We start from the raw sequence: 24,164 nt of genomic DNA, 5'->3' as shown, positions 1-24,164 counted from the left end.
CTCATGCCTGAACCAGCGGGCCAGGGTTTTTCAGGTACTGTTCCTTGATGGCCTGAGCCGAGAACAGAGTCAGTGCGCCGATAAGCGCGGTCGGGTTGGCCTGGAAGTTCTGCGGGAAAGCGTTGCCGCCAGGTACGAAGACGTTATGCACGTCCCAGCTCTGCAGGTAGCGGTTCAGTGCGCTGGTCTTGGGTGAATCGCCCATGACCGCGCCGCCCACGTTGTGGGTAGAAACGTACTTGGTGATGTCCCAGTGCGAATCCATCCCCAGGAAGCTTTCGCTGTAGCTGTCCGGGTTCAGTTCCTTGGTGATATCCAGCACGATCTTGCGCAGGTGCTGCTGGAGCTTCAGTTCGTTCTGTTTCCAGTCGAATGTGATGCGCAGCAGCGGCTGGCCCCATGGGTCCTTGTAGGTCGGATCCAGGTCCACGTAATGGCCGCGATACGACATGCAGCCGGTGGAGATGCTGACTTTCATCGAGCGTCCGTACCAGTCCTGCATGCCGTCTTTCCAGCCCTGGCCCCACGCCGGTGTCCCGGCTGGCAGAGACGTGCCGATCGGCGTGCCGGTGGCTTGCGAGCTGTGGATTTTCGCGCCGCCGATGAAACCCAGCGAAGGGCCGTCGAAGTTGCCCGGCGAGACGTCATTGAACATCTGGCCCGTGGCGCCTGCGGTGGCGAACGGGTTGAACTCCTTGTCCTTGAAGAACAGGGTCGAACCACCGTTGCTTAGGAACGCGTAGTTGCGGCCCACAGTGCCGGTTTCGGTGATCGGGTCGTAAGGCTTGCCGATGCCGGACAGCAGCATCAGGCGCACGTTGACGAACTGGAAACCGGCAAGGACGACGATGCCGGCAGGCTGGAACACCAGGTTGCCGTCCTGATCGGCGTAGGTCACGCCACGGGCGGTCTTGCCGTCCGGGTGCAGCTCGACCTTCAGAACGTTGGCGTTGCACTTGTAATCGAAGTTCTTCATGCGCTTGAGCGAATCCATCACCGCAGTCTGCGGCGAAGCCTTCGAATAGTTCAGGCACGGATACTTGCTGCAATAGCCGCAGTAGTTGCACGGCGCGATCTGGTTACCGTAAGGGTTGGTCCAGGCGCGGGACACGTTCGCCGATGGGTTTGGGAACGGGTGGTAACCGAGCTTGCGCGCGACGTCGGCAAACATCTTGTTGTTAAGCGTGTCTTCCAGCGCAGGCAGCGGGTAGGGGTTGGAACGGCGGCCTTCGAACGGATCACCGCCTTCGATGATGCGACCGTTCAGGTTGCCGGTGTTGCCGGACAGCCCACAGATCTTGTCGAACTTGTCGAGGTACGGCTCGATTTCGTCCCAGGTGAACGGGTAGTCACCGATGCGCATGTCTTCCTGCAGGATGCCGGGCTTGTAGGCCTGGTCCGCATAAGTCTTGAGCTTGATGTCGGTCTCGGTCGGGCGGATCAGCACGCCGGTCCAGTGCAGACCGGAACCGCCTACGCCTGTGCCAGGCACGAAGGCGCCCCATTTGCGGGTCGGTAGCGCAGTGGCCTGCATATTGTGGCGAACGGTCAGCGCGCCATCTTTGGGTGTGACCATGATCTTGTTGCGCACGCCGTAGGCGTACTGGTCGGCCGGCTTCGGGTAGGCGAAATCGGCGTTGTTGCGATCTTCACCGCGCTCCAGGGCGCGGACTTTCAAACCGGCCTGGGCCAGTTCGATGCTCATCAGAGAGCCAGCCCAACCCAGGCCGACGACGACGACATCGACTTCGTCATTGGTAATAGTTGCCATAAAAAACCTTTGCTGAATGCTTGGCGAATGGAGTGTCAGCCGCGTTGGCCGCTGAGACTGACCGGCCCGAGTGGGTACTTGACGTTGTGCTGCGCGACCCATTCCAGGTAGCTGGCGCGAGCGCCCGGAAAGCCGATGGCGATCCACGCCTTCATGCCCTTGTTGCCGCCGTAGATCGGGTCGGACAGATAGCCCTGTTGGGCATGGGCCAGCATTTCGCCGAAGAACAGCTTGGACTTGAGGATGTCCTCGCCATACGCCTTGAAATTCACTTCGCCGGATTGCAGCTTCTTCAGCACGGTGTCCTGGGTCGCCGCGTCGAGTTTGGCGAAGACGGCGCGATGCTGCTCCTGACACCAGGCGTCGGCCGCTTTGATGCCGTTGCGGTAGATCTGCTGCGGGGTGTACGGGATCTGGTAGCCCATGTCAGGCGACGCATTGATCTCGAAGGGGCCTTCCAGGTAGATATCGCTACCCAGGTCGCTGGCCAATTGCTGGTCGATGAACACCGGAACGTTGGTTTCCAGCGCGCCAGGTCCGCGGCCGCCGGCAGGGATCATGCGGTCGCAGGCCGCCATGACGAACGCCCACTCTTCGGGCGTGAGGAAGGTTGGTCGGTACTCGTCGAGCTTCGGCGCCACCATCTCGGCAGCTTCAGCGGCGCTCAGACCTTTGATGGCAACGCCAATCGCAGGCAAGGCAATCAGCGAGGAAAGCAGGAACTTCCTTCGTGACGTAGGTTTGTTCAGTAACATTTGAGGCCCCTATGACTGCTCACAAGAAAAACCCCGGGGCGATGCAAGTAGCCTGAAACGCTGTGCAAACCTTGAGCGAACGTGAATAGCGGGCAGCCGAATACACCCTGAGTAAAAGGGACATGAGCGGCGGCTTTTCAGGTTCCGGATCGTTTCAACAAAAGCGGAGGGCTGGTTCTTCGACCTGTCGTGTGCGCGCCAGCATCAGGCTGGCACAGCGTTCGACCTGGAACCGCTTTCGGGCGCGGGCGCGCAATCTGGAACAGGGCTGGCAGGCCTCGAAGGCTGCTCTAATTGTGATCGTTTGCAACGGGCGGCTGTATGAACAGCGTTCATTCAGCACAGCATTGAGGTGCGATACTCGGGTATCGTCTGCTCATCACGGGGCTCTGATGCTAACAGGTTTGAAAATAGTGAGACAAATTATTTCTAACTTTATGTCAACGCGTTGAGATGTCGCAGGCCCGGACTAGAGCGGTGCGAGGTGGGCGACAGATGTGTCAGGCACTATTCGGACCCGTTTTGGTGGCTCTCCAGCCTTCACATTTTGCCCTGTATATGTGCTAATCCGCATATCTGTATGTACGTATTTCAACCGATACACATGCGAGAGATTCCGATGACTCTTTCCCCCTCTGCGCTCTTCAAGTGTCTGGGAGACGAAACCCGCGCGCGGATCATGCTGATGCTCAGCTCGGAAGGTGAGCTCTGTGTCTGTGAACTGATCTGGGCGCTGGATGACAACCAGCCGAAGGTTTCGCGTCATCTTGCCCAGTTGCGCACCAGCGGGTTACTGCAGGACCGCCGTCAAGGCCAGTGGATCTACTACCGCGTGCATCCTGACTTGCCGGCCTGGGTGACGGAAGTTCTTGAGCTGACGCTCAAGGCCAATCAAGGCTGGGTCGATGCCGATCTCGGCCGCCTTGCAGGCATGGACGGCCGGCCTGTTCGTCAGGCGGCCTGCTGCTGAATTTTCAAACAGAGGTTATCGATGCTCACAGCTGCCGCGATTTTCGTTTTCACCCTGATACTCGTGATCTGGCAACCCAGGGGCCTCGGGGTCGGCTGGAGCGCGGCGGGCGGCGCCGGGCTTGCGCTGCTGACGGGCGTTGTAAGCCTGGGCGATGTTCCGACGGTGTGGCACATCGTGTGGAATGCCACCGCGACGTTCATTGCTGTAATCATCATCAGCCTCCTGCTGGATGAGGCTGGATTCTTCAAGTGGGCAGCCCTTCATGTTGCGCGTTGGGGGCGCGGCAGCGGCGGGCGGTTATTCGTTCTGCTGATCCTGCTTGGGGCTGCGGTGTCGGCGCTGTTCGCGAACGATGGCGCGGCGCTGATCATGACGCCAATCGTGATTGCGATGCTTACGGCTCTGCGCTTCGGTCCTGCTTCAACCCTGGCGTTCGTCATGGCGGCCGGTTTCATTGCCGATACGGCCAGCCTGCCAATGGTGGTGTCGAATCTGGTCAACATCGTTTCCGCCGACTTTTTCAAGGTGGGCTTCGGCGAATACGCCTCGATCATGTGGCCGGTGAATCTGGTCAGCGTGCTTGCGACGCTGCTGATGCTCTGGTGGTTCTATCGCAAGGACGTTCCTGCCCGGTATGAGCCGCAGCAACTGGAAATGCCGGACGAAGCCATTCGTGATCGCGCCACGTTTATCGCGGGCTGGTGGGTCCTGTCGCTATTACTCGTGGGACTGTTCGCCCTCGAACCGCTTGGGGTTCCGATCAGCGTTGTAGCGGCGGCCTGCGCAATCATCCTGCTGGTCATTGCCGGTCGCGGGCATGTGATCTCCACGCGCAAAGTCATCACGCACGCCCCTTGGCAAGTGGTCGTGTTTTCACTGGGGATGTACCTGGTTGTCTACGGGCTGCGCAATGCGGGACTCACCGATGCCCTGACTTCGCTGTTCGACGTGTTTGCCAGCCATGGCCTGTGGGCGGCGACGCTTGGCACTGGCATGACCGCGGCGCTGCTGTCTTCGGTGATGAACAACATGCCCAGCGTGCTCATCGGCGCGCTGTCCATCCAGAGCAGCGAGGCGACCGGGCTGATCCAGCAGGCAATGATCTACGCCAACGTGATCGGCTGTGACCTGGGTCCGAAAATCACACCGATAGGCAGTCTGGCGACGCTGCTCTGGCTGCATGTTCTGGCACAGAAGAATATCCGCATCACGTGGGGCTACTACTTCAAGGTCGGAAGCATCATCACTTTGCCCATCCTGCTCGCAACGCTGGCCGCGCTGGCTGTGCGACTGAGCCTTTCTGTGTAGGAGAAACGATGAAGATTCTGTTCATGTGTACAGCCAACAGCTGTCGCAGCGTGCTTTCCGAGGGGCTGTTCAATCACATCGCCCCAGCCGGTTTCACCGCAGTGAGCTCCGGCAGCTTCCCAAGTGGTCGCTTGAACCCTCGTGCGGTCAGCACGCTTCAAAGTCTGGGAGTGGACACCTCGACGCTGCACAGCAAAGGGTCGGAAAGCTTTGCAGATAATCCACCTGACATCGTCATCACTGTATGTGACAAGGCGGGTGGCGAACCCTGCCCGGTGTACTTCGGGCCAGCGGTAAAAAGCCATTGGGGGCTGGCGGATCCGTCTGAGGTCACAGGTAGTGACGAGCAGGTCCAGGCAGCCTTCGACGCTACTGTCGAGCACATCCGTCGACGCTTTGATGCTCTGTTCGCGCTTGATCTGAAGATGCTGAGCCCTGCTGAGCTTAAACAGGCGCTCGACAGGATTGGGGGGATAGCTGGCTGAGTGCGGCGCTGAAACGGGCCTCGGCTTGTTGCCAGCATTTGCTTCTGCCAGAAACAAGAAAGCCCGCACAAGGCGGGCTTCTTGATTTGCCACAAGACGCTATGCATCTAGTGGCAGGTACTTGGTGGCTACACAGGGACTTGAACCCCGGACCCCAGCATTATGAATGCTATGCTCTAACCAACTGAGCTATGTAGCCAAGTGGCGCGCATTATTCGTGGATAACGGATACCTGTCAAGCGTTGTTCTGAAAAATATTTGCGTGTGATCAATCGGTTAGGTTCTGAAGCCATTCCGCCGGCGTCTGCAGGTCGGTAATGACGCGGGCCTGGCACCGCGCTTCTGTTTCCGGAGGTGACGCTTTGCAGCCCGGTTACGCGCCAACATCCCACCTCGCCTGTATGTCAGTCCTGCCTCGCTCAAAGCCCTTTGCCGCAAAGTGGTGCGCCAGACGGCTGTAGCCGCTTCTGAAACGCTTATGTTGCCTGCTGGCCTGACGGGTCCGGTTCTTGCTTGGATGGGAGTAGTGGTATGGCATTTTGCCGGTAATCTTTTCGGGTCAGATGATACTCGCGCAGTCAGTCGCCAGCGCGGGCTCAAAGGAGTTGCAGGACATGAACAGTCTTTTGTCGCCGGGCATGCGCCTTATGGGGCGCTTCGGGTTTGCTCGCAAGTTTCAGGTCTTGTTCCTGTTATTCATGCTGCCTTTACTGGGCAGCATCTGGGTAATCTCGCAGGATTACCGCAGCAAGCTGGCGGTGATCTCCGGCGAGCAGTCGGGCACGCGACAGCTGAGGGCGCTTGATGACCTGGACGCAGAACTGTCCGCGCAGCGCGATCGCGCCGCGCGCTGGAAGGCCGTCGATATCCTCCGTGAGCCGACCCCCGAAGCCAAAGCCGCCATAGAGCGCGTGGACGCTGGCGGCCCCAAAATGGCGCAGGCGCTGGCGTCGCTGGGCACCGTGTTGGCGCATGAAGGCGCGAGCGCCGACACCATGGCCCGTTATAAAGCCGTTCAAGCGGCTGTTACTGGCATGGATACGGCCGCACTGCGAACTGTCGGCTGGTGGCCTGATGGCTACGATCGCTTTACCTCAGCCTTGAGTCAGGTTCAGAGTCTGCGCGAGCAGATTGGCATGGACAGCGGCCTGATGCTCGATCCCTGGCTTGAAACCTACCTGCTGATGCAGCTGTCGACGCAGCAGATCCCGGATCTGGTCGAGCGCATCGGTCGGACCTCCAGCATCGGCCAGACTTCCGTGGTTTCCGGCCAGTTCAGCTTGCAGAGCCGCCTGCAGATGCGCGACTTGCGCAGCCGTATCGATGACGCCAAAGAGCAAATGCACAAGGCCGGTGATCTGCTGCTCTCCAGGCTTCCTCCTGAACTCGCGCACTGGGCAGACAAGTACAAGGCTTCGGCTGCGATGCTGGATGCAGAACTCAAAGTGCTCGACGATGGCGTTTTCGGTGGCACGATCAAACTCAAGCCGCAGGAATTCGAGCGCAGCATCGACACGCTCCTCGGGGGCATGGCAGACCTGCGCAAACAATCGCTGGCATCACTGAACGAGCGGCTTGATTACCATCGCAACGCCGCGAACATGGCGTTCATTCCACTGGCGATTGTCTTTGGCGTGCTGTTGCTCGCCGCCCTGTACCTGTTTGCCTGCCTGCAGGCGTCGATTCGCCGCAGCGCGAGCGGTATCACCACGCTTGCCGAATCGCTGCGCGACGGAAACCTGTGCGTGGAAGTGTCGGTGCAAGGGCGCGACGAACTCGCCTCCATCAGCAAGGCGCTCAACGTCGCGGTCGTGCAACTGCGCACCAGTTTGTTGGGCGTCAATCAAGAGACCCTGCGCGTAGGGGAGGCCGTCACCACGCTCAATGCCCAGTCCAGCGGGACGCTCAACGAAGTGGAAGAGCAGCAACAGCAGATCAGCCAGATCGCGGCGGCCGCGACCCAGTTGGCTGCCACTTCGCAAGGCGTGGCACGCAGTTGCGAACAGGCGTCGGACAGTGCTCGCCAGACGCGGCAGATCGCCGAGCAAAGCAGTCGCGACAGCCAGCGCACGACCGACAGCATTCAACAGCTCAACCAGCGCCTGACCGACACCGCCGCCGCACTGGGGCGAGTCAGCGAGCAAGGCCAGCAGATCCAGTCCGTGGTCGACGCCATCCGGGGCATCGCCGAACAAACCAACCTGCTGGCGCTGAACGCTGCCATCGAAGCCGCGCGTGCCGGCGAGCAAGGTCGGGGCTTCGCTGTGGTCGCGGACGAAGTGCGCAGCCTGTCGCAACGCACCCAGGCGTCCACCGCACAAATCGCCGGAACGGTAGACAGCCTGCGCTCCACCGTGACCCAGGCCGTCAACCTGATGGAAGCCGCGTGCGGCCAGGCAGTCACGGACGCCCAATCCGTCGCCGGTCTCGGCATCCGCCTGGGCGAGATCGCGACAGCGGTGCAAGGCGTGACCGATACCTTGACCCAGATATCCACCGCCGTCGAAGAGCAGGCATATACCGCGGATGAAGTGAGCAGCAACATCCAGCAGGTGGACCAGGCAGCCGGGCGACTGCTGGACGGCGCCAGGGCGGTGAACCGTGCGGCGGATACCTTGAGTCAGGGGAGCCGGGCTTTGAATGAGAACACGGCGCGGTTTAGGTTGGGGTGATGGGGCAGTTCCCTAAACAAGCGAAGCAACCTTTGGTTTGTTCCCCATTATGAGTCGAGGCTGAGGGCCAGATGTGCTGGGCGAGAACCAAAAAGTTCATTTTATTTTGTAGGAAAAGGCTATTTTTTAACATTGGCAACGAGGGTGCCTCCATTATGCTGACTGGGATATGACAAGCGGGTAAACTCGAGGGCTTTATACGAAGGTTTCCTTGAGAATGCGGTTAACCAGGACGAACATGACAGGCAGCGTGACCCTGGCGCCAGGGTGTGGTCCTTCAATACCCGACGCGTTCAAGCTGCCGACGCACGTTGCCATCCTGATGTGTACTTATAACGGTGCGCCCTATCTAAGAGAACAGCTGGAATCGTTTGGCGCTCAGACGTTTAGGAACTGGACCCTCTATGTATCCGACGATGGGTCAACAGACGCGACGCGACAGATTCTGAGCGATTATCAGAACCTGTGGGGGGAAGGCCGTCTAACTATCTTCGAAGGGCCTTGCCTTGGTTTTGCAGAAAACTTCATTTCACTGGTTCGCAGGCCGGAAGTAGTAGGGAACTTCTTTGCCTTCAGCGATCAGGATGACATTTGGTTTCCTGATAAGCTGGAACGAAGTATTGCCCGTCTGCTGCCGCTCGGAGAGACAAAGCCAGCGCTGTATTGTTCGAGAACCCGCCTTGTAGACGCAAACAACAAAGTCATTGGCTTTTCGCCGCTGTTCGTCAGGCCGCCTTCGTTTCAAAATGCTTTGGTTCAGAGCATTGCGGGCGCCAATACAATGCTTGTCAACCAGTCTGCACGTACCCTGCTTCTCAAGTTACCAGGGCAAGCATCATTGGTAGCGCACGATTGGTTGACATACTTGCTCGTTACGGGGTGTGGCGGTCATGTGGTTTATGATCGCGAGCCAAGTCTTGATTATCGACAGCATCCAAGTAATTTAATCGGTGCCAATTCCTCTGCTAAAGCACGCGTGATGCGGTTGAGGAGAATGCTTCAAGGGCGCTTCGTTAAGTGGAATGATGCAAACGTCCACATATTGAAAATGATGCATCCGTTGCTGACAGAGGGTAGCGTAAAGGCATTAATGTTTTTTGACCGCGGTAGGAAGGAGAAGCTGATAAAGCGGGTTCTGAGTTTTCGAAAGTCGGGAGTTTACAGACAGACTATCCAGGGTGATGTTAGCCTTCTTTTAGCAGTTTTTTTAGGAAAAGTTTAGTCTTTTTGTGGTGAGAAAGAGAGTGGTGATCTGTAGGTGTGTTGCGCTGTATAGCTGCCATAGCTGGTTGGATCAGTTTGGCGAGTAGGAATGTTAGGTGAGTAGCCTGTTTTCTTCAATATCGTGGATTATGGTTCGCGCAGTCTCTGGTGCTGTCAGTGGAGCTGCGCGATGGCATCGCTATATGGTTAGGGCGTTCGAACACGAAATAGCATTCGCGCCCAACACGTTGTGAAATGGTATGCCGCGTTCAGGGCGCTGCCTTTGCGCTCATTGGAGCTTTATATATCTCGTACGCAGGATTTGGGGAGCCTGGAACGATTTCAAAATGGGTGCGAATGTAGTCGTTAATCTGCCGGTGAGAGTTGGAAAATCTTAATTCTTCCCGCCCGTCCATTGCCACGTTCATGACCAAAGCAAAGCCTGGATCTGCTTTTTTTATACGCTCGATTTCTGCTTGCTGGAATTTTTCAGCGCGAGGCGATAGTGCATAGATTTCCCATAGTGGCGCGCGCCTGTCCAGCAGAGCGTAGGCGCCTGGCCAAAAAGGCGCCACAAGTACCGACCGTCCCGTTGCAGCATAGCGGGCAGTCAAGCCTCGCAAAAGCTCTACTGCTTCAGCGGTGCTAGCATCCATGGACAGGGTCGAGCCTGATACATCTAGTTGCCTCCATCCGTCCTGAGTGCGCGCCAGAACGCCAGGCTGCCAAGCAGCCAGTATGAATAGGCTCACTGATCCGGTAAGCGCGCTCAGTCCCAATCGTGCGAACCACGATCTGAGTGCCGCCAAGGAGATCAGCAGTCCGAGCAGTAGAGGATAAATTGCTTGTGCCAGATGGCCCAAATCCGCTCGGGCGAAAGCGAAGTGAGCGTAGGGGAGTGCGGTGCAGGCCGCCGCGATTAGTTCGGGCCGTACATAATTACCTCGAAGTCGCTGCCTGAATATCCATCCTAGTGTTCCTACGCCGAATGCTACCAGAGCCATGAAGCAGACCCCTATCAGGAACCACCTTGTTTCCATGATGTAGCCTGCACCACCAAATCCAACCGTCCATGGCCAGGGTATAGGAAGGGGGAGGTTGGTGTTACCTTGTTGAAACATGAAAATAATGGTTTCGACAAACGCACCAAAATAGCCTGGTATGAGCAGGCACATAATCAAAACTGGCGTATAGCCTATGATGACGCCCGTTGCCCAGACCGCAAGGCCCCTCCAGATATGACACGTTTGAGCTGTTCGGATCATTAGCCAGATAATGGCGAGCAAGCTGGCCGCCACGCCATAAACGCCGTGATTGCGGCCGAATACTGCGGCAAGGCCTACAAGGGCGCCGAGCAAGAAATATCGTACTGTTACAGGGTTGATCAGTAAGTAAGTAATCCCTGCGACAATCATCATTGAAATCGAGATATCAAAAATCTTATGGCGTGGGTACATCCAGGTCATAAGAGTGATGGCGGCAATGCACAGGTAAAGAACGTTTTTTGCGGTGGTCTCTCGCAGTCCGACGGAAATAGTCCATAAGCCCGCATATACGCCCGATGTTTGAAAGGCTGCTACTGCTATGCGTAAAGGGATGATTCCGTTGTCACCGAAAAGCAAAAAAAATCCGGCTGACCAGTAGTGCCGTCCCGGATCATATGCCATGAAGTCCCTAATCGGAATCTCGCCTGCGAGTAATTGTCGGGCGCCGTACCAGAGGTATCCTTCGTCCCAAAGATTGAAGCCGTCATGGCCCTGCCAGAGGAAATTCCCCGCAACGAAATGGCCGCTATGGACCAGAGCAGGAGTCCATTCGCTCCATGTTTGTGCGCTGCATGATTCATGGTGTATTCCGCGTCGTATCACAATGGCGTGCACTATGCCTTTTGTAGGCCGTACCTGTTAGTCGCTTCTTTCGCTGCCCTTCTTACGGCGGGACTCATCCGGTTCGCTGCCTTCTGCCTCTTCGTCCTGCCTGTCAGCGTCATCGCGCTTGAGGCGTCAGCCATATGTCATATCTGGTACCGGCAACGCTGAACATCGGTCCGTTGGAAAGTCAGGCGCTAGGGGCATCCTCGGGCTGTAAGGTTCGAGTGTCACGCATTCACAGCGGTGGCCATCGGAGCATTGAACGGCTCTGTTGCCATAATGGCGGAGTCCCGCCCCTGAGTTTGACTGAGCACGTTCACCCTTGGACTGAATTCTTATCGGAGAACGCCAGCTTTGACAGAACAAAAGTAACAGGCAGCGTGATTGCAATGGCAATCAAGGGCGCTACTCTTGCGTCAAAGTGCAACTGCTCAACCCACCACCAAAGTATGACAAGGCTCAACAGGTATTGGACAAGGTAAATGAGAGGAAGCAACAGGATAGAACGGATTCCCCTATGGCTCTTGAAAACGAAAAAACGATTCAACACGTAAGCGAGCAGAATTCCGCTTATGTAAGAAATGGTGTAACTCACCGCATAGGGGAAATACAGCAAAAGTAAAAGGTACAGCCCGTAGGTCAGGGCGGTGTTCACACCGCCTGACATCAGGAATCGGGCAAAGCCTTTGTTCAATAGTTTCGAGATCGCCTGATTCAATTTCAGCGCGACCCCTGTTCGGTAATCAAAGATTTGAATTCGTCATAGTCACGTATGTAATCCGCCGAGTCGTAATAGTGTGAAGCAAAGACCAATAGCACTGCATCAGGGGAATAGCGATATTGAATGCCCCACGTCATCGGCGGAAGATGGATGCCTTGATTAGGCTTGTCGAGAACAAATTCTTCGCGAGTTATACCATCATCGGCCACCACATGAACGGAGCCTTTTACGGCGACGAGAAACTGATGGCAAAGCCGGTGGGCATGCTCGCCCCGTGTCTCCGCAGTGGGAACGTCGTACACCAGAAAGTATCTTTCGGACTTGAACGGGATCGATCTTTCAAACTCACCCGCAGACAGGCTGCCTCGAATATCGGTGACTTCATTCAGCCTGTGGAGAGTGACGTTACGCACTGAGGTCGGCGTCACACTAGGTGCAGAGGGATCAGCAGCCGCCTCATTGCTCGCGCTCACAGGCTTGGCGTTTACATAGCCGATGATTTTTGCAGGGTTACCTACCACAATTGCGTTGGGAGGCACGGACCTTGTTACTACTGCACCGGCGCCCACCATAGCGTTGATGCCAATGGTGATGCCAGGCAGAATGGTGCAATTGGCCCCCAGAGAAGCCCCCTTCCTGATAATGGTGCGGGCGAACGTCTGTGGGTAGACCTTACTGCGCGGAAACAGGTCGTTGGTAAAAGTGGCATTCGGGCCTATGAATACATCGTCCTCGATCGTTATGCCGTCCCACACCTGAACTCCGCATTTCAGCGTCACTCGGTTACCAATGATTACATCGTTTTCGATGAATACGTTGTCGCACACATTACATTCACTACCCAGCTCTGCGCCCGGCAGAATGTGCGCGAACGCCCATACCCGCGAGTCTTTCCCGATTTTCTCGGACTCACACAGAGCATGACTATGGACAAAAAATTCCTTAAAGGTGCTCATCGGTATCTCCGAATCTTTCGACGCGCATGGGGATGGCCAAGGGTCTGTTCTTTGTATTTTCGTAGGTACGCCATGCGTAGGACCCGACGATTCCCAAGCCTAGCAAATTCAAGCATCCGAGGAAGGTTATGGTGAGCATGATCATGGCGTAACCCGGCACATCAATCATGCCTTCCAGTTTCGCTATCAGCGTTATTACTCCGAAAAGCGCCGCCAGGCCAGAACCGAAAGCGCCGACTCTGGTCAGCAGCCTGATCGGCATGTCCGTAAACGAAAACACGCTGTCCATGAGGTAATTGACTTTCTTACGGAAGGTCCATGCAGAGGTGCCGTGCATCCTTTCCTGTCGGGTATAGGTTACAACTTCTCGGCGATAACCCATCCAGAAAATCTGCGCAATCAAGGAGCTGTGCCGCTCTTCTAGCGTCAGAAGTGTATCTCGGAAGGCTTTGTTGCAAGCGAACATATCCACGCCGCCGGGTGGCAGCTCTGGTATGACATATCGTCGGTAAAAACCCCAGAATATTCTGGAAGCGGTGCGCGTCGCCCAAGGGTCTTGGCGAGCTTCACGCACGCCTACCACCACGTCGGCGTCCCCCCCGTTCAATACCTGATTCATCCTCAGGACGAGTTCGGGCGGTTCCTGCAGGTCTGCAGCCATTACCGCATAACGATCGCCGCTACCGTGTTGAAGACCGGTCCGAATAGCCATGAACGATCCAAAGTTTCTTGAAAGCAGAATTAACTTCGACGTGAACGGCTGGGCAGGTAGCTGCTCCCGAAGAATTTCGTAACAGCGGTCAGGACTGCCGTCGACAACGAATACCACTTCCAGGGCGTGCTCAAGCTGCACGTCAAGAGCAGCGACTGCCTTAAGCAAATCCGGGAGATTGCTCTCGTTGCGATATACCGGAATGACCAATGTCAGCAAAATTACATCTCCTTGGAAAAATACGCAGTCACGGCCCTGATGACGCGGTTGACTTCTTCGTCGCTCAGGCCGGGGAAGCACGGCAGCGAGATAACGGTGTCGCAGGCGCGTTCGGTGACGCTTAGGGTGGCACGCGCGGTATGGAGGTAAGCCGGCTGTTTGTGGTCGGCGATCGGATAGTGAATATCCGTGCTGATTGATTCAGCTTTCATGGCCGCGCTGAACGCTGCCCTGTCGTTTACACGCACCACGTATAGATGTGCGACGTAGTCATCACCCACAGAAGCCGGGAGGATGAGACCTAGACCCGCAAACGCTGCATTGTAACGCTGGGCGATTGAACGACGCTGCTCATTCCAGGTATCAAGCAGAGGCAGCTTGACGCGCAGAATCGCGGCCTGCATCTCGTCAAGACGGCTGTTGCGTCCGCCGGGTACCGCCACGCGATACTTCTGGTCCCAGCCATACTGCCGAAGCTGGCGAATACGGGCTGCGAGTACCGAGTCAGCGGTCACAACTGCACCCCCATCACCAAGCGCTCCTAGGTTTTTGGTGGGGTAAAAGCTGAAGCATGCCACCGTCCCGAAGCTACCGGCTTGTTTGCCGTTCCGCCGTGCGCCATGGGACTGAGCGCAGTCCTCCAGAACTGGAATGCCAGCAGTCTCGGCGACACGCACGATTTCTTCTATGTTTGCCAGTTGGCCGTATAGGTGAGTTGCGATGATGGCGGCCGGTTTTACGTCGGAAATCATGGCTGCCAGTGAAGTGGGGCAGAGGGTCAGTGTAACTGGGTCGATGTCCGCATAGATGGGCTGTGCTCCTACAGCATGAATCGCCGTGCTGCCGTAGAAGCCAGCGTTCGCGACCGCGATCACACGATTCTCAGGAATGACGCCTAAGCCTTTCAGCGCCAGCTCGAGCGCATCGGAGCCGTTCGCCACGCTGATGCAGTGGTCTACGCCCACATACGCGGCGAATTCTTCCTCAAAGAGACCGACTTCCTGGCCTAAAACATACCAATGACTATCTAGAACCTTTTGGATGGGTGTAACGAAATCCAAGCCATCGTTGGCAGCTACCGCTGAGAATAAAGGAATCGGGTTCATATTGTTACGTGCTCCAAAAGCCTAGTTAGTTCGCGTTAAGGAAGGAACGGCAGCGAACTTCCAAGTCAAGAATATTTAGTGTTTGCGCTCCAGTGACCGGGTCGAACCTGATCTGATTTTCAAAGCCGGTGGAGCTGCTAATTGTAAAGTCAAGTTGCTGGGGGGCGAGAGAGGCTGCAACTCCGGTCGTTACAGAGTGGACCTCGTTGTAGCCGTTGTCACCGGGAACCAGGTAGAAGATTTGGGCCACGCTGCTATTGGCTGTGACGAGAGAGGCTGAGATATTCAGCATTTCACATCTGGAGATGTCTTTAGTCGTCTTGAATGTGAGACTCGGGTCGCTCTGCGTTAGCAATTTAATTCCAGTTTGATCTCGGTGCGATATTTCTGCGTTATGCAGTGCGGCCTTGTCCAGGTTGGCGGACAATCGGTAGTCAGGCTCAGGATTGTTAGTGCCAATCGGTATGGGTAACGGGCGAATAATTCTTGCAAAGGACGCGTCCGCATTACGCGCATTTTTGATACCGCTCTGTATGTTGCCGAGGTCGATATTTGAGCACTGGATAGGTCCGGGCTGTTGGATCTTATTCAGGATGCATTGAATGCCGTCCGTACGCTGCTTCATTGTCGCGCGATAAAAGCTGCTATTGTCGATAATGTTTGTGTAGTAACACATTCCGGCCCATAGGCATGCAGACAATACCGCCGCAGGCAAAATCAGATATCCAGCTTTCTTTGCATCCTTCAGCCAGTTAAGTAGTAAAAGCACCATCCATGGCCATAACAATGTCAGCCAGAAAAAATGGAATCTATAAAATCCATAGGTGAAAATTTCCAATGGCGCATCAGTGGTATCAGGGCGCAAGTTTGTACGGCCCGCTGAGATCAATAGCAGATAAATGAAAACAATCGCACAAAGGCTGATGAAAACGAATAGCGGCTCGGTTGGACGTGAATTGTTTTCTCGCGACACTGCGAGCACACTTTTAAAGCAAATAAATGCCAGCAGGCATGTTGCAGCGACCGTTATTAGGAACGAAAAAGTCGGATGCGCCATGGGAAGCATCAGCGATCTTCCTACTTTACCAAGCATGAACAGCCAAAAGTCGCTTTCCCATGGGAAGGCCATAGGCGCGTCAGCTCGGTGCGTGCCGTGTTGGACTGCCACGATTACCCATAACTGAGCCGCAGTAGTTAGCACGGCGGGGATGATAAGCACACAGCCTACATTCAGAACGTTTTTGCGATTCTGTCTGTCCGTAACCAGCCCATACGCGATGCAAACGGCGCTCAGCGCAAACATTGAGAATGCACCGCTTATGTAAGATAGCCCTGAAACGCACCCTAATGCCATTACCGCCGCTAGACCCAAGATTTTGTTAAGGCTTCGGCTTGTGGCAATAACGAATATTCCCAGGGCACACAGAAGCGGTATGGCTTGATGGTAAGCTAGGTTCTGCCAACCCCAGTATGTATCAGGCTGAAGCATCAGAAGTGTGAAGGAAAATGCTATTGCAAGGGAAGTAGTGTCGCCGGCATATCTTTTCAAGAGCTTCCATTGCAGAAGCAATAGCCCTCCCAGCACCAATATCATGCTGATAAATTGATACGCAACAGTATTTCCGTCGAGAAAACGAAACGCCAGAGAATCCAGCAGTAATCCGAACGTATACAAGGTGTCATTGTGCGGTGTGAACAGGTAGGCTAAATCTAGGCGGCCCATATCGTTCGCGTTGTATTGACGCCAGTCATCATAAACCGGAATATCAACTCCGTATCGTAGCCACGACCAGACACTTATTAGGAAGCTCAAGACAGGTAGAATTATCAGTATCAGTCTTGATGCCGCCTTTATCTTTTCGGCGCGTTTATATGCGGCGTTCATTGCATACCCTTGCGATACATGTCGAATGTCCTGCATGACAGATAGAGATTTATCATTAAATTGTAATTCTTGGAGGCCAAGCCAGTCCAAAGTCCTCGTGATCCAGCGTCAAGTTAGGATTGTAGGTATAGTCCACCTGAATATTTGGCCAGCGAGTCTTAATGTACTGTATTTCCTGCGAGAATCTCTCCTGCTTCTGTGGCGTGTCTTCAAGGCCGCGGGTAGCAGACTCGTGATGGTAAAGCTCTGCAAACGGCGTCCAAATGTTCAGATAGCCAGCCTCTTGCACTCTGAGGCAGAAATCCACGTCGTTGAAAGCGATCTTCAAATTCTCTTCATTAAGGCCGCTAACCTCGTCGAAGATTGATTTCTTGATAATTAAACACGCTGCGGTGACAGCAGAAAACTCCTGAATCAGCTCTGCTCTGCAGAAGTACCCATGAGCGCCTTTCGGAAGATACTTATGGGAGTGCCCTGCGACGCCCCCCACACCGACCACGACGCCACCGTGCTGCAGCCGGCCATCGGGGTACCACAACCGCGCGCCCACCGCCCCGACCTTGGGTTGAAGTGCGATTGACACCATCTCGCTCAACCAGTCCGGCGTAATTACTTCAATGTCGTTGTTGATCAATCCGATCAACTCGCCCTTTGCGATCTTCACCGCACCGTTATTCAGCGCAGAGTAGTTAAACGGGCCGTTGTCCCGCAGCACACGGATGTTGTCTTCCTGATCGATCTGAGCGAAATATTCCAGTGACTCCTGCTCGTCCGAACCATTATCAATCAGGATAATTTCATAATGGGGATAGGTCGTGAGTGCTTTGATGCTGTCTATACACTGCTTCACCAATGCATGGGCATTTCGGGTTGGTATGATCAGGCTCACCAGCGGCAGGTTTTCTGGCAGCTTGTAATGGACCCTGTACATTCCGGTAGGAAGCAACTCGGTCGAGCCGATGTCCCCTTTGCGGTGCAGGTGGTCGTCAAGAGCCTTCACTCCTGCGAGTGCCGCGTAGGGTTTTTCGTCGCCGGCCATTGCGGTACTTCCGGCATGGATCCGCCAATGGTAGAGCACACGCGGGATGTGGATGATCTGGTTCCGTTCAAGACTGTCTACACAGCGTAAGGCAAGATCGTAGTCCTGCGCGCCCTCGTAACCGACTCTAAACTGCCCGACCTTGTTTACTAGATCTCGACGATAAGCAGCCAGGTGGCAGATCATATTTTGGGAGCGGAACAGAAACTCGTTCCAGTCGGACTTGAAGTAAGGAGCGCTACGAACGCCTTCGGTATCTATTTTGTCTTCATCGGAATAGATCAGGCCCGCCTCAGGGTTCTCGCGAATTGTGCGCGCGATCCAGTACAGGGCATGACGAGGCAACAAGTCGTCATTATCCATGAGAGCGACGAACTCTCCTTTGGCGACTGCCAGCGCCGAATTGCTGGCCTGAGATATATGGCCATTGCTATCTCGAAAGACAACCTTGATGCGTTTGTCCTGGGTTCGAAGTGACTTCAGATACTCAATGACCGCCGGGTTGGTCGATGCATCATCAGCCAGGCACAGTTCCCAGTGTGTATAGAGCTGAGCGCGAACGCTGTCGATCGCCTCCCTGAGTAGATCCAGGGGTGGGTTGTAAACGGGCATAATGATAGAGATCACCGGGTATTCAACCCAGCGATTCATATGTTCGTTGATCCGCTTTATCTCGACCTCGTCCAACGTGTCGTAATATTCGACCCAGCGGGAATAGTCGTGGCGGTCAGGGATCTCACGAGTTTCTTGCCCGACGAAAACGTGCTGCGCGTCGCTCTTAATCCAGCGAGCTTGGGCAATGACGCCGGATAGGCCCCTTAGTCGCCAGACTCGGAAAGCTTTACGCGCGGTACTGGAGATGCCCCCGCCACGGCGAATGATCTGAGGTAAAGCGGCGGCAGCGCGTTTGGCTCGGAAAAATGCTCTGGTCATCCTCCTTAGCGGAGCAGTGACTTTCCAGCTATAGGACGACTGCATAGCTATGATATGCAGATTCAAATTGTGGACATGTGTGTCCTTCTCTATCAACGCGCGGCGGTGATTTTCTTGCGCTGCTGAGCTTGCCGACTCAAGTTCAGCCAATGCGATACGATGGCTTTCCTGAGCAGCGACGCTAGCGGCTTCAAGTTCTGCTAACGCCAAGCGATGGCTTTCCTGAGCTGTGATGCTGGCAGCTTGCAGCTCCGCCAGTGCAAGACGGTGGCTGTCTTGAACAATTAAGGTGGCGGCCTCAAGTTCTGCCAATGCGAGGCGGTGATTCTCCTGAACCGTCAGATTGGCCGCTTCAAATTCTTCTAGCGCGACGCGATGGCTTTCTTGAGATGCCAAGTTGGCAGCCTCGAGCTCCTGCAATGCCACACGGCGGCTTTCCTGAGCCGCATCATGGGCTTCGTCTATTGCTTTCAGGGCAGAACGATCTTTGAGGTTCAAATCCGATATGGACTCAAGAGCTTGCTTGAGTTCTTCTTCCTGTTGAAGGATTCTGTCAGCCATCTGCATTTCCGTATAGAGAGTAAACGCGATCTGTATTTTGAACGAGTTCTCAGCTATAAGCGAATTGATATCATGAGGCAGAAGCACATACGGATCTTCATCTAACGCCATGAACATCGTAGTGTTGTCAACAGGGTCGTGCAGTGAAGTGGTCTTAACGGCGTCGAGTTGTGGGTCGATGCCGTCTTGCCAGAGCCATACGACCGAGTCGGCAACATAAATCTTGATAGCATCAATGGAAAATGCTTGTCGAGCGTTCACAGGGTCGAAGCGTAACGCTCCGCACTTCGATGTTGCAGGGACCGTGAATGCAAGGGTTTGCTGCCCGTCATGCACGAAGCGATTCTCGGTCCGCTCCTCTGAGAAGGCGCCGTCCGCGTTGCCCACGTACAGCGTTGCGATCTGAGGCCGTTCGTTCCCTAGTGAGCCCAGTTTTTGAAGCGTGGCTTCTGGAGACCAGTTTAAAAAGCTGGTGGCTTCACGACCTGTAACTTTGACCTGGAACATAGCTTCCAGCACTGCATAGCGGTTCAGCTCGTGGTCGGTGACCGTAATCCCGATGCTGGCTAGCAAGCGCGTGATGAAATCGCGTTTATTTACCATCGTAGCGGTCGGATAAAAGGGCGTCGCGGAAGCGATCAACAGCAGGAGGCCGCGCATGAGCAGATGTCCCAGCTCAACCCCGTCCTTCATTTCCCACTCGATATCTATGAGGTGAGGTTTTCCCTTTCCGTCGATGATGATGTTCTGCGCAACAGCATCAATGTAATGACCAGGCAAGCATTCATCGGCTCGATCCAGCGCCACGGCGTAACCTTCCCCGGCGAGGAGCTGTGCTAGCGTGTCTAGGTAAAGACGCATGAACGGCTCGAATGTTTCTACCGTCCAACCTTCAGTTGTCGAGGCTTCCAGGAATTTCTGGCTTAGCAGAGCTCCTTGGCTGTAGTCATGAGCAGCCGGAAGAATGAAATTAAACTGATCGCTTTCGCTCTCCGTTGTGGTTGTGCCTGACAGACGGTGGTACCGCACCTTGATGCCTTCTGCCGTTTCGACGAATACAGCACCTTTGCAGTATTCAGCGCTACGGCCGGTGCTGTAGTGGTATGCCAGTGCAGACTCAGGAACAGGATTGTCTTGGTTAAGAGAGGCAACGACCAAAAACGAGTTGGCGAGATCCATGCCTAAACGATTATTTATGACAACAGGCCATGCTTTTTCGAGATTAAAAGTCGTGTTAGCCGGGAGCTGAGGATCTTTGCGAGTGTTCTGGCATGCCAACGCGGCGGCGTCAAACTCTTCAGAGTGGAATCCGCGCTCAGTGATGATGGAGTTAGGGATTTTATAGTCTGGATAGGGAGCGAGAAAACTGGACGTTTCAAATCCTGCCCGAGCAATCAGTTGTTCCAGGTCCCTACGGCCGAAGGTTTTCGGCTGACCATCTGCGTAGCGGCCTTCGATCCCATACATCGCGACCCCGACGTGGTCCTCCGGGGCACCAGCGAAATATTTCAGCCCTAGCTGGTTTTCAATGGCGATGAACAAGCGGCCATCAGGCTTCAGTAGTTTGCGAATTCGAGCCAGCATGGCATATGCGGGGTCCGCATCGTTGCTAAACATGCTGGCGTACTCAAGCACACCAATCAGGGTAACCATATCAAACTGCTGATCGACTTTGAAATCGTCGAATCTTTCAGCAAGCACTGTGACGTTAGCCAGATCACGAGTTCGGTTTGAAGCTATAGCCGCTCTGCGAGGGCTGCCCTCCAGAGAAAGTACTTGGGCGCCGGCTTCGCCAAGGTATCGACTTATTGCCCCGCAACCAGCACCGATTTCAAGGATTGAGCTGTCTTTCAACATGTGCTCGAAGGGGCGGAATATATTTCCACGGCTGGCACTCAGGTGATAGAGCTTTGGCCAATCCGTGCAATTAAGTGAAAGCTCACTGGAAAACACCGAGACGTCCTGAGCTTTGCGTACGATCTCGGCCAGCTCGTTCTCCGACTTATCACCGTCACTGTAGGCAATGCCTTGGTAGTCAGAGCGAACCCAAACTGCCGTGTCTGAATCAAAGGTGTAGCCGTACTTATCCAGTTCAAACATCAACGGTTACCGGTTCAATGTCTATAGAGGCGCCGAGATCAACTAGGCCGAGAAGCTTTGGAGTCGGCTCTACCACGAAGTGTATCGAGTCGTACCGCCTGTCATGGGGCACAATATCTTCTCCCTGGCGAGAAGCGATTCCCACGGAGATGAAATAATCACCAGTTGCGAGTGCGTTTTTGAATGTCAAGAGGGCTTTCGCCCGGGAGCCCGCCAGACCGATCAAGTCAGTCTCGCGGCAGTCGAGCATGTAAGAATTTGTCCCGTAAACAGTAACGCCTTCCTTGGTTTTAATCGTGAAGCCGATGATCGGATTGATAACCGTCCGATTGAACAGCATCGCCACCTGGAGCGTGATGTGCTCGCCGGACTCGACGCTTGGAGGGTACTCGCGCCCCGAAGCGCTCAAATGAAAGTCGAGAAGAGTAGCGGCACCGTCTCCCCAGCGATACTCATGCGAGTTGTACCCGAACCGTTCAGCGTAGGCGTCTGCGTCAAAACGCAACACGACGTTGTCAGGCGCCGAAGGCTGAAGCTCCACGCGCTCAGCTTCAGCAAGGTCCAGACTTTTGTCGGTAACAGGACTTTTCTCACGCCCGAACAATATATCTGTATAGCGATTGATCACCGGGCGTGACTCGCCGATCATTTCTATCCGGCTTTTCTCCAGCAATATTGCACGCGAGCAGTGGGTAACTACCTGTTCGCTCGAGTGCGTCACCAGCAGGATGCTGGTGCCGTTGTCTTTCAGCTGTCTAAGACGCTCGAAACACTTGGCCTGAAAGCGTGCATCGCCTACTGAAAGCGCTTCATCGACCACCAGAATCTCGGGATCGACCTGCGCCTGAACGGCAAAAGCCAAGCGTACTGCCATGCCGCTTGAGTAAGCTTTGACCGGCTGATCGAGAAACTCGCCGATGTCGGCGAAACCGGCAATCGCGTCGAATCGGTCATCAACCTCGTCGCGACTCAGCCCTAGCACTGCGGCGTTCAGGTAAACGTTTTCACGCCCGGTAAACTCCGGGTTGAAGCCAGAGCCTAGTTCCAGCAATGCAGCCACGCGACCACGCGTTTCAATCTGGCCTATTGTCGGGGTCAGTGTTCCGCAAATAATTTGCAGCAGAGTCGACTTGCCTGATCCGTTGCGGCCTACGATGCCGACTGTTTCACCTTTATTGACATCAAAGTTTATGTCGCGCAACGCCCAGAACTCGCGACCGTAAGTGGTCGGATCCTGGCCTGACCAGCGCTGAAGACGAGGAACGATCGCCTGCTTGAGACGATCGCGCGGCTTGTCATACGTGTAAAAGCACTTCGAGACGTTCTTGACGCTGATAACCGGTTGATCAGATGACATCAGCGAAACCCTTGCGCGTCTTTTGGAAGAACCAGAAACCTATAACGGCTATTACGAGGCTTATCAGCAATGCGACTCCCCAATCTGACCAGTCAGGCGTACCACCGAACAGCAGCACATTGCGGCTTTCTTCGATGATATAAGTCAACGGGTTCAGCTGTAGCCATGGACGATACGCTTCAGGGAGCGCAGCCATGGGGTAGAGCACAGGTGAGAGAAATAGAAGGACGGTTGTCAGGACTGTGATGACTTGGCCCACGTCTCGCAGATATACCCCTAATGAGGCAAGAAGCCAGCAGATCCCAAGGGTGCCGAAAATCAGTGGCAGCAGAATCAGGGGGAAGAGCAACGCCGTCCAGTACAGCGTGTTCAGTATCAACAACTGCGCCGCGACAAGTACCAGCAGGCTTATACAGCTGTGGAACAGCGCTGAACCGAGCGTAATGACAGGAAGAATTTCCAGCGGGAACACTACCTTCTTCACGTAATTACTGTTGGTCATCACGAGGGATGGGGCTCGGTTCGCGCACTCCGCGAAGAGGCCATGCACGATCATTCCCACGAAGAGCAAAATGGCGAAGCCGCCTTTGCCTGTGTCCACACCCACCCAACGTGCGCTGAAGATTTCCGAGAACACGAAGGTATAGACCGCAAGCATCAAGACTGGATTGAAGAACGACCAAGTCAAGCCCATCACTGAACCACGATAACGTCCGATGACTTCGCGCTTAGTCATCTGCATGATAAGTGAACGGTTGGTCCACAAGCTGGACGCTAGTCTGATGGGACCGGCGGATGGCGTTGAATGAGGATTCACTACGCGAACACCTCTGCATCTTCGAAGCTGACGGCCTTCTGGTCTTTAGCAGACAAAGCTGGCGCTTCTTCGAACGGCCAGCTGATTCCCACAGTCGGATCGTTCCATGCCAGGCTCCGCTCATGCTGTGGTGCCCAGTAGTCGGTGGTCTTGTAAAGAAATTCAGCGGTCTCTGACAACACAACAAACCCGTGAGCGAAGCCCTCAGGTATCCAAAGCTGTTTTCTGTTTTGAGCGCTGAGGTGGACACCGACCCATTTTCCAAAGGTGGCCGAGCTTTTGCGCAAGTCGACTGCGACGTCGAATACCTCTCCCTGAGTCACTCTGACGAGCTTTCCCTGCGGCTGCTGGATCTGATAGTGCATGCCACGCAGAACGCCTTTCACTGAGCGAGAGTGATTATCCTGTACGAAATGCACCGGGTGGCCAACGGTTTCCTCGAACACCCGTTCGTTGAAGCTCTCGAAGAAAAATCCACGGTCGTCGCCGAAAACCTTGGGCTCGAATACGATGACGTCTGGGATTGCAAGGCGTGTAGCATTCATATGTACGTATCTCCGAAATGCTGATCGGGGCGGGCGGGCATGGCATCAGCCCAGACAAGCCGCTACAGCGAAGCCTGCTTAATAAGTGTTCTAGCGTCTCCGGGAGATGACCCAGAATCGTCGAGTGCTCTTCGCGAAATGAGCGGTCCTGCGTCGCTGCAGCATTTTTATCGCG

At 55.0% G+C, this 24,164-nt stretch carries 17 protein-coding genes and 1 tRNA gene; 5 read left to right on the top strand and 13 right to left on the bottom strand.

The window, feature by feature from the left end:
* Window position 1: 1 nt before the first annotated feature.
* Both J3P77_RS18520 and J3P77_RS18515 read right to left on the bottom strand, forming a co-directional pair.
* Complete coding sequence (locus J3P77_RS18520) at window positions 2-1,771, bottom strand: GMC family oxidoreductase (protein ID WP_434678027.1); 1,770 nt, start codon at window positions 1,769-1,771, stop codon at window positions 2-4.
* 35 nt (window positions 1,772-1,806) lie between these two features.
* Complete coding sequence (locus tag J3P77_RS18515) at window positions 1,807-2,526, bottom strand: gluconate 2-dehydrogenase subunit 3 family protein (protein ID WP_434678026.1); 720 nt, start codon at window positions 2,524-2,526, stop codon at window positions 1,807-1,809.
* A 619-nt stretch (window positions 2,527-3,145) separates the two neighbouring features.
* Between J3P77_RS18515 and J3P77_RS18510 the strand changes: the two genes are divergently transcribed.
* Genes J3P77_RS18510 through J3P77_RS18500 form a run of 3 tightly spaced genes read left to right on the top strand, consistent with a single transcriptional unit; the run spans window position 3,146 to window position 5,292 of the window.
* On the top strand, window positions 3,146-3,496 hold the full coding sequence (locus J3P77_RS18510; RefSeq protein WP_434678025.1) for a metalloregulator ArsR/SmtB family transcription factor: 351 nt from the start codon (window positions 3,146-3,148) through the stop codon (window positions 3,494-3,496).
* 21 nt (window positions 3,497-3,517) lie between these two features.
* Window positions 3,518-4,807, top strand: coding sequence for an arsenic transporter (locus J3P77_RS18505; RefSeq protein WP_434678024.1), 1,290 nt, complete (start codon window positions 3,518-3,520; stop codon window positions 4,805-4,807).
* A gap of 8 nt (window positions 4,808-4,815) precedes the next feature.
* The gene (locus J3P77_RS18500; protein WP_434678023.1) at window positions 4,816-5,292 is read left to right on the top strand and encodes an arsenate reductase ArsC; all 477 of its coding nucleotides are present in this window, start codon (window positions 4,816-4,818) and stop codon (window positions 5,290-5,292) included.
* Window positions 5,293-5,414: 122 nt separating this feature from the next.
* On the opposite strand, the gene J3P77_RS18495 is transcribed toward J3P77_RS18500, so the two are convergent.
* A tRNA-Met gene (locus tag J3P77_RS18495) sits at window positions 5,415-5,491 on the bottom strand.
* 415 nt (window positions 5,492-5,906) lie between these two features.
* Here J3P77_RS18495 and J3P77_RS18490 point away from each other — a divergent pair.
* Window positions 5,907-7,964, top strand: a complete 2,058-nt coding sequence (locus tag J3P77_RS18490; protein ID WP_434678022.1) for a methyl-accepting chemotaxis protein — start codon at window positions 5,907-5,909, stop codon at window positions 7,962-7,964.
* A gap of 322 nt (window positions 7,965-8,286) precedes the next feature.
* Window positions 8,287-9,186, top strand: a complete 900-nt coding sequence (locus J3P77_RS18485) for a glycosyltransferase family 2 protein (protein WP_434682063.1) — start codon at window positions 8,287-8,289, stop codon at window positions 9,184-9,186.
* 250 nt (window positions 9,187-9,436) lie between these two features.
* On the opposite strand, the gene J3P77_RS18480 is transcribed toward J3P77_RS18485, so the two are convergent.
* The 10 genes from J3P77_RS18480 to rfbC form a co-directional block, all read right to left on the bottom strand.
* A complete protein-coding gene (locus tag J3P77_RS18480; RefSeq protein ID WP_434678021.1) occupies window positions 9,437-10,834 on the bottom strand; it encodes a hypothetical protein in 1,398 nt (465 codons plus the stop codon).
* Window positions 10,835-11,354: 520 nt separating this feature from the next.
* Window positions 11,355-11,705, bottom strand: coding sequence for a GtrA family protein (locus J3P77_RS18475; RefSeq protein WP_434682062.1), 351 nt, complete (start codon window positions 11,703-11,705; stop codon window positions 11,355-11,357).
* 53 nt (window positions 11,706-11,758) lie between these two features.
* Window positions 11,759-12,715, bottom strand: coding sequence for a WxcM-like domain-containing protein (locus tag J3P77_RS18470; RefSeq protein ID WP_434678020.1), 957 nt, complete (start codon window positions 12,713-12,715; stop codon window positions 11,759-11,761).
* Window positions 12,702-13,646, bottom strand: coding sequence for a glycosyltransferase family 2 protein (locus tag J3P77_RS18465; RefSeq protein WP_434678019.1), 945 nt, complete (start codon window positions 13,644-13,646; stop codon window positions 12,702-12,704). Before J3P77_RS18465 ends, J3P77_RS18470 begins: the two co-directional genes overlap by 14 nt.
* A gap of 2 nt (window positions 13,647-13,648) precedes the next feature.
* Window positions 13,649-14,752 (bottom strand): DegT/DnrJ/EryC1/StrS family aminotransferase, encoded by a 1,104-nt coding sequence (locus J3P77_RS18460; RefSeq protein ID WP_434678018.1) that lies wholly within the window; start codon window positions 14,750-14,752, stop codon window positions 13,649-13,651.
* A gap of 25 nt (window positions 14,753-14,777) precedes the next feature.
* Entirely contained in the window at window positions 14,778-16,637 is a 1,860-nt protein-coding gene (locus tag J3P77_RS18455; RefSeq protein ID WP_434678017.1) for a hypothetical protein, read from the bottom strand.
* A 55-nt stretch (window positions 16,638-16,692) separates the two neighbouring features.
* Window positions 16,693-21,270: a glycosyltransferase gene (locus tag J3P77_RS18450; protein ID WP_434678016.1), complete on the bottom strand. Its 4,578-nt coding sequence runs from the start codon at window positions 21,268-21,270 to the stop codon at window positions 16,693-16,695.
* Entirely contained in the window at window positions 21,263-22,627 is a 1,365-nt protein-coding gene (locus tag J3P77_RS18445; RefSeq protein WP_434678015.1) for an ABC transporter ATP-binding protein, read from the bottom strand. The genes J3P77_RS18450 and J3P77_RS18445 overlap by 8 nt, the downstream gene beginning before the upstream one ends.
* Entirely contained in the window at window positions 22,617-23,444 is an 828-nt protein-coding gene (locus J3P77_RS18440; RefSeq protein WP_434678014.1) for an ABC transporter permease, read from the bottom strand. Before J3P77_RS18440 ends, J3P77_RS18445 begins: the two co-directional genes overlap by 11 nt.
* Complete coding sequence (gene rfbC / locus J3P77_RS18435) at window positions 23,444-23,989, bottom strand: dTDP-4-dehydrorhamnose 3,5-epimerase (RefSeq protein WP_434678013.1); 546 nt, start codon at window positions 23,987-23,989, stop codon at window positions 23,444-23,446. The genes J3P77_RS18440 and rfbC overlap by 1 nt, the downstream gene beginning before the upstream one ends.
* Window positions 23,990-24,164: the final 175 nt, after the last annotated feature.

The sequence above is a fragment of the Pseudomonas sp. R1-18 genome (assembly GCF_051132095.1).
Classification (GTDB): domain Bacteria; phylum Pseudomonadota; class Gammaproteobacteria; order Pseudomonadales; family Pseudomonadaceae; genus Aquipseudomonas.
The sequence above is the reverse complement of the archived record's forward strand: the minus strand, read 5'-3'. Positions and strand labels throughout refer to the sequence as shown.

Excerpts from the sequence above, each read along its gene's own strand:
- J3P77_RS18445 (WP_434678015.1), bottom strand. The coding sequence starts at position 22,627 with ATGTCATCTGATCAACCGGTTATCAGCGTCAAGAACGTCTCGAAGTGC.
- J3P77_RS18505 (WP_434678024.1), top strand. The coding sequence starts at position 3,518 with ATGCTCACAGCTGCCGCGATTTTCGTTTTCACCCTGATACTCGTGATC.
- J3P77_RS18470 (WP_434678020.1), bottom strand. The coding sequence starts at position 12,715 with ATGAGCACCTTTAAGGAATTTTTTGTCCATAGTCATGCTCTGTGTGAG.
- J3P77_RS18500 (WP_434678023.1), top strand. The coding sequence starts at position 4,816 with ATGAAGATTCTGTTCATGTGTACAGCCAACAGCTGTCGCAGCGTGCTT.
- J3P77_RS18490 (WP_434678022.1), top strand. The coding sequence starts at position 5,907 with ATGAACAGTCTTTTGTCGCCGGGCATGCGCCTTATGGGGCGCTTCGGG.
- J3P77_RS18485 (WP_434682063.1), top strand. The coding sequence starts at position 8,287 with ATGTGTACTTATAACGGTGCGCCCTATCTAAGAGAACAGCTGGAATCG.
- rfbC (WP_434678013.1), bottom strand. The coding sequence starts at position 23,989 with ATGAATGCTACACGCCTTGCAATCCCAGACGTCATCGTATTCGAGCCC.
- J3P77_RS18520 (WP_434678027.1), bottom strand. The coding sequence starts at position 1,771 with ATGGCAACTATTACCAATGACGAAGTCGATGTCGTCGTCGTCGGCCTG.
- J3P77_RS18480 (WP_434678021.1), bottom strand. The coding sequence starts at position 10,834 with ATGGCATATGATCCGGGACGGCACTACTGGTCAGCCGGATTTTTTTTG.
- J3P77_RS18475 (WP_434682062.1), bottom strand. The coding sequence starts at position 11,705 with ATGTCAGGCGGTGTGAACACCGCCCTGACCTACGGGCTGTACCTTTTA.
- J3P77_RS18515 (WP_434678026.1), bottom strand. The coding sequence starts at position 2,526 with ATGTTACTGAACAAACCTACGTCACGAAGGAAGTTCCTGCTTTCCTCG.
- J3P77_RS18510 (WP_434678025.1), top strand. The coding sequence starts at position 3,146 with ATGACTCTTTCCCCCTCTGCGCTCTTCAAGTGTCTGGGAGACGAAACC.
- J3P77_RS18450 (WP_434678016.1), bottom strand. The coding sequence starts at position 21,270 with ATGTTTGAACTGGATAAGTACGGCTACACCTTTGATTCAGACACGGCA.
- J3P77_RS18460 (WP_434678018.1), bottom strand. The coding sequence starts at position 14,752 with ATGAACCCGATTCCTTTATTCTCAGCGGTAGCTGCCAACGATGGCTTG.
- J3P77_RS18455 (WP_434678017.1), bottom strand. The coding sequence starts at position 16,637 with ATGAACGCCGCATATAAACGCGCCGAAAAGATAAAGGCGGCATCAAGA.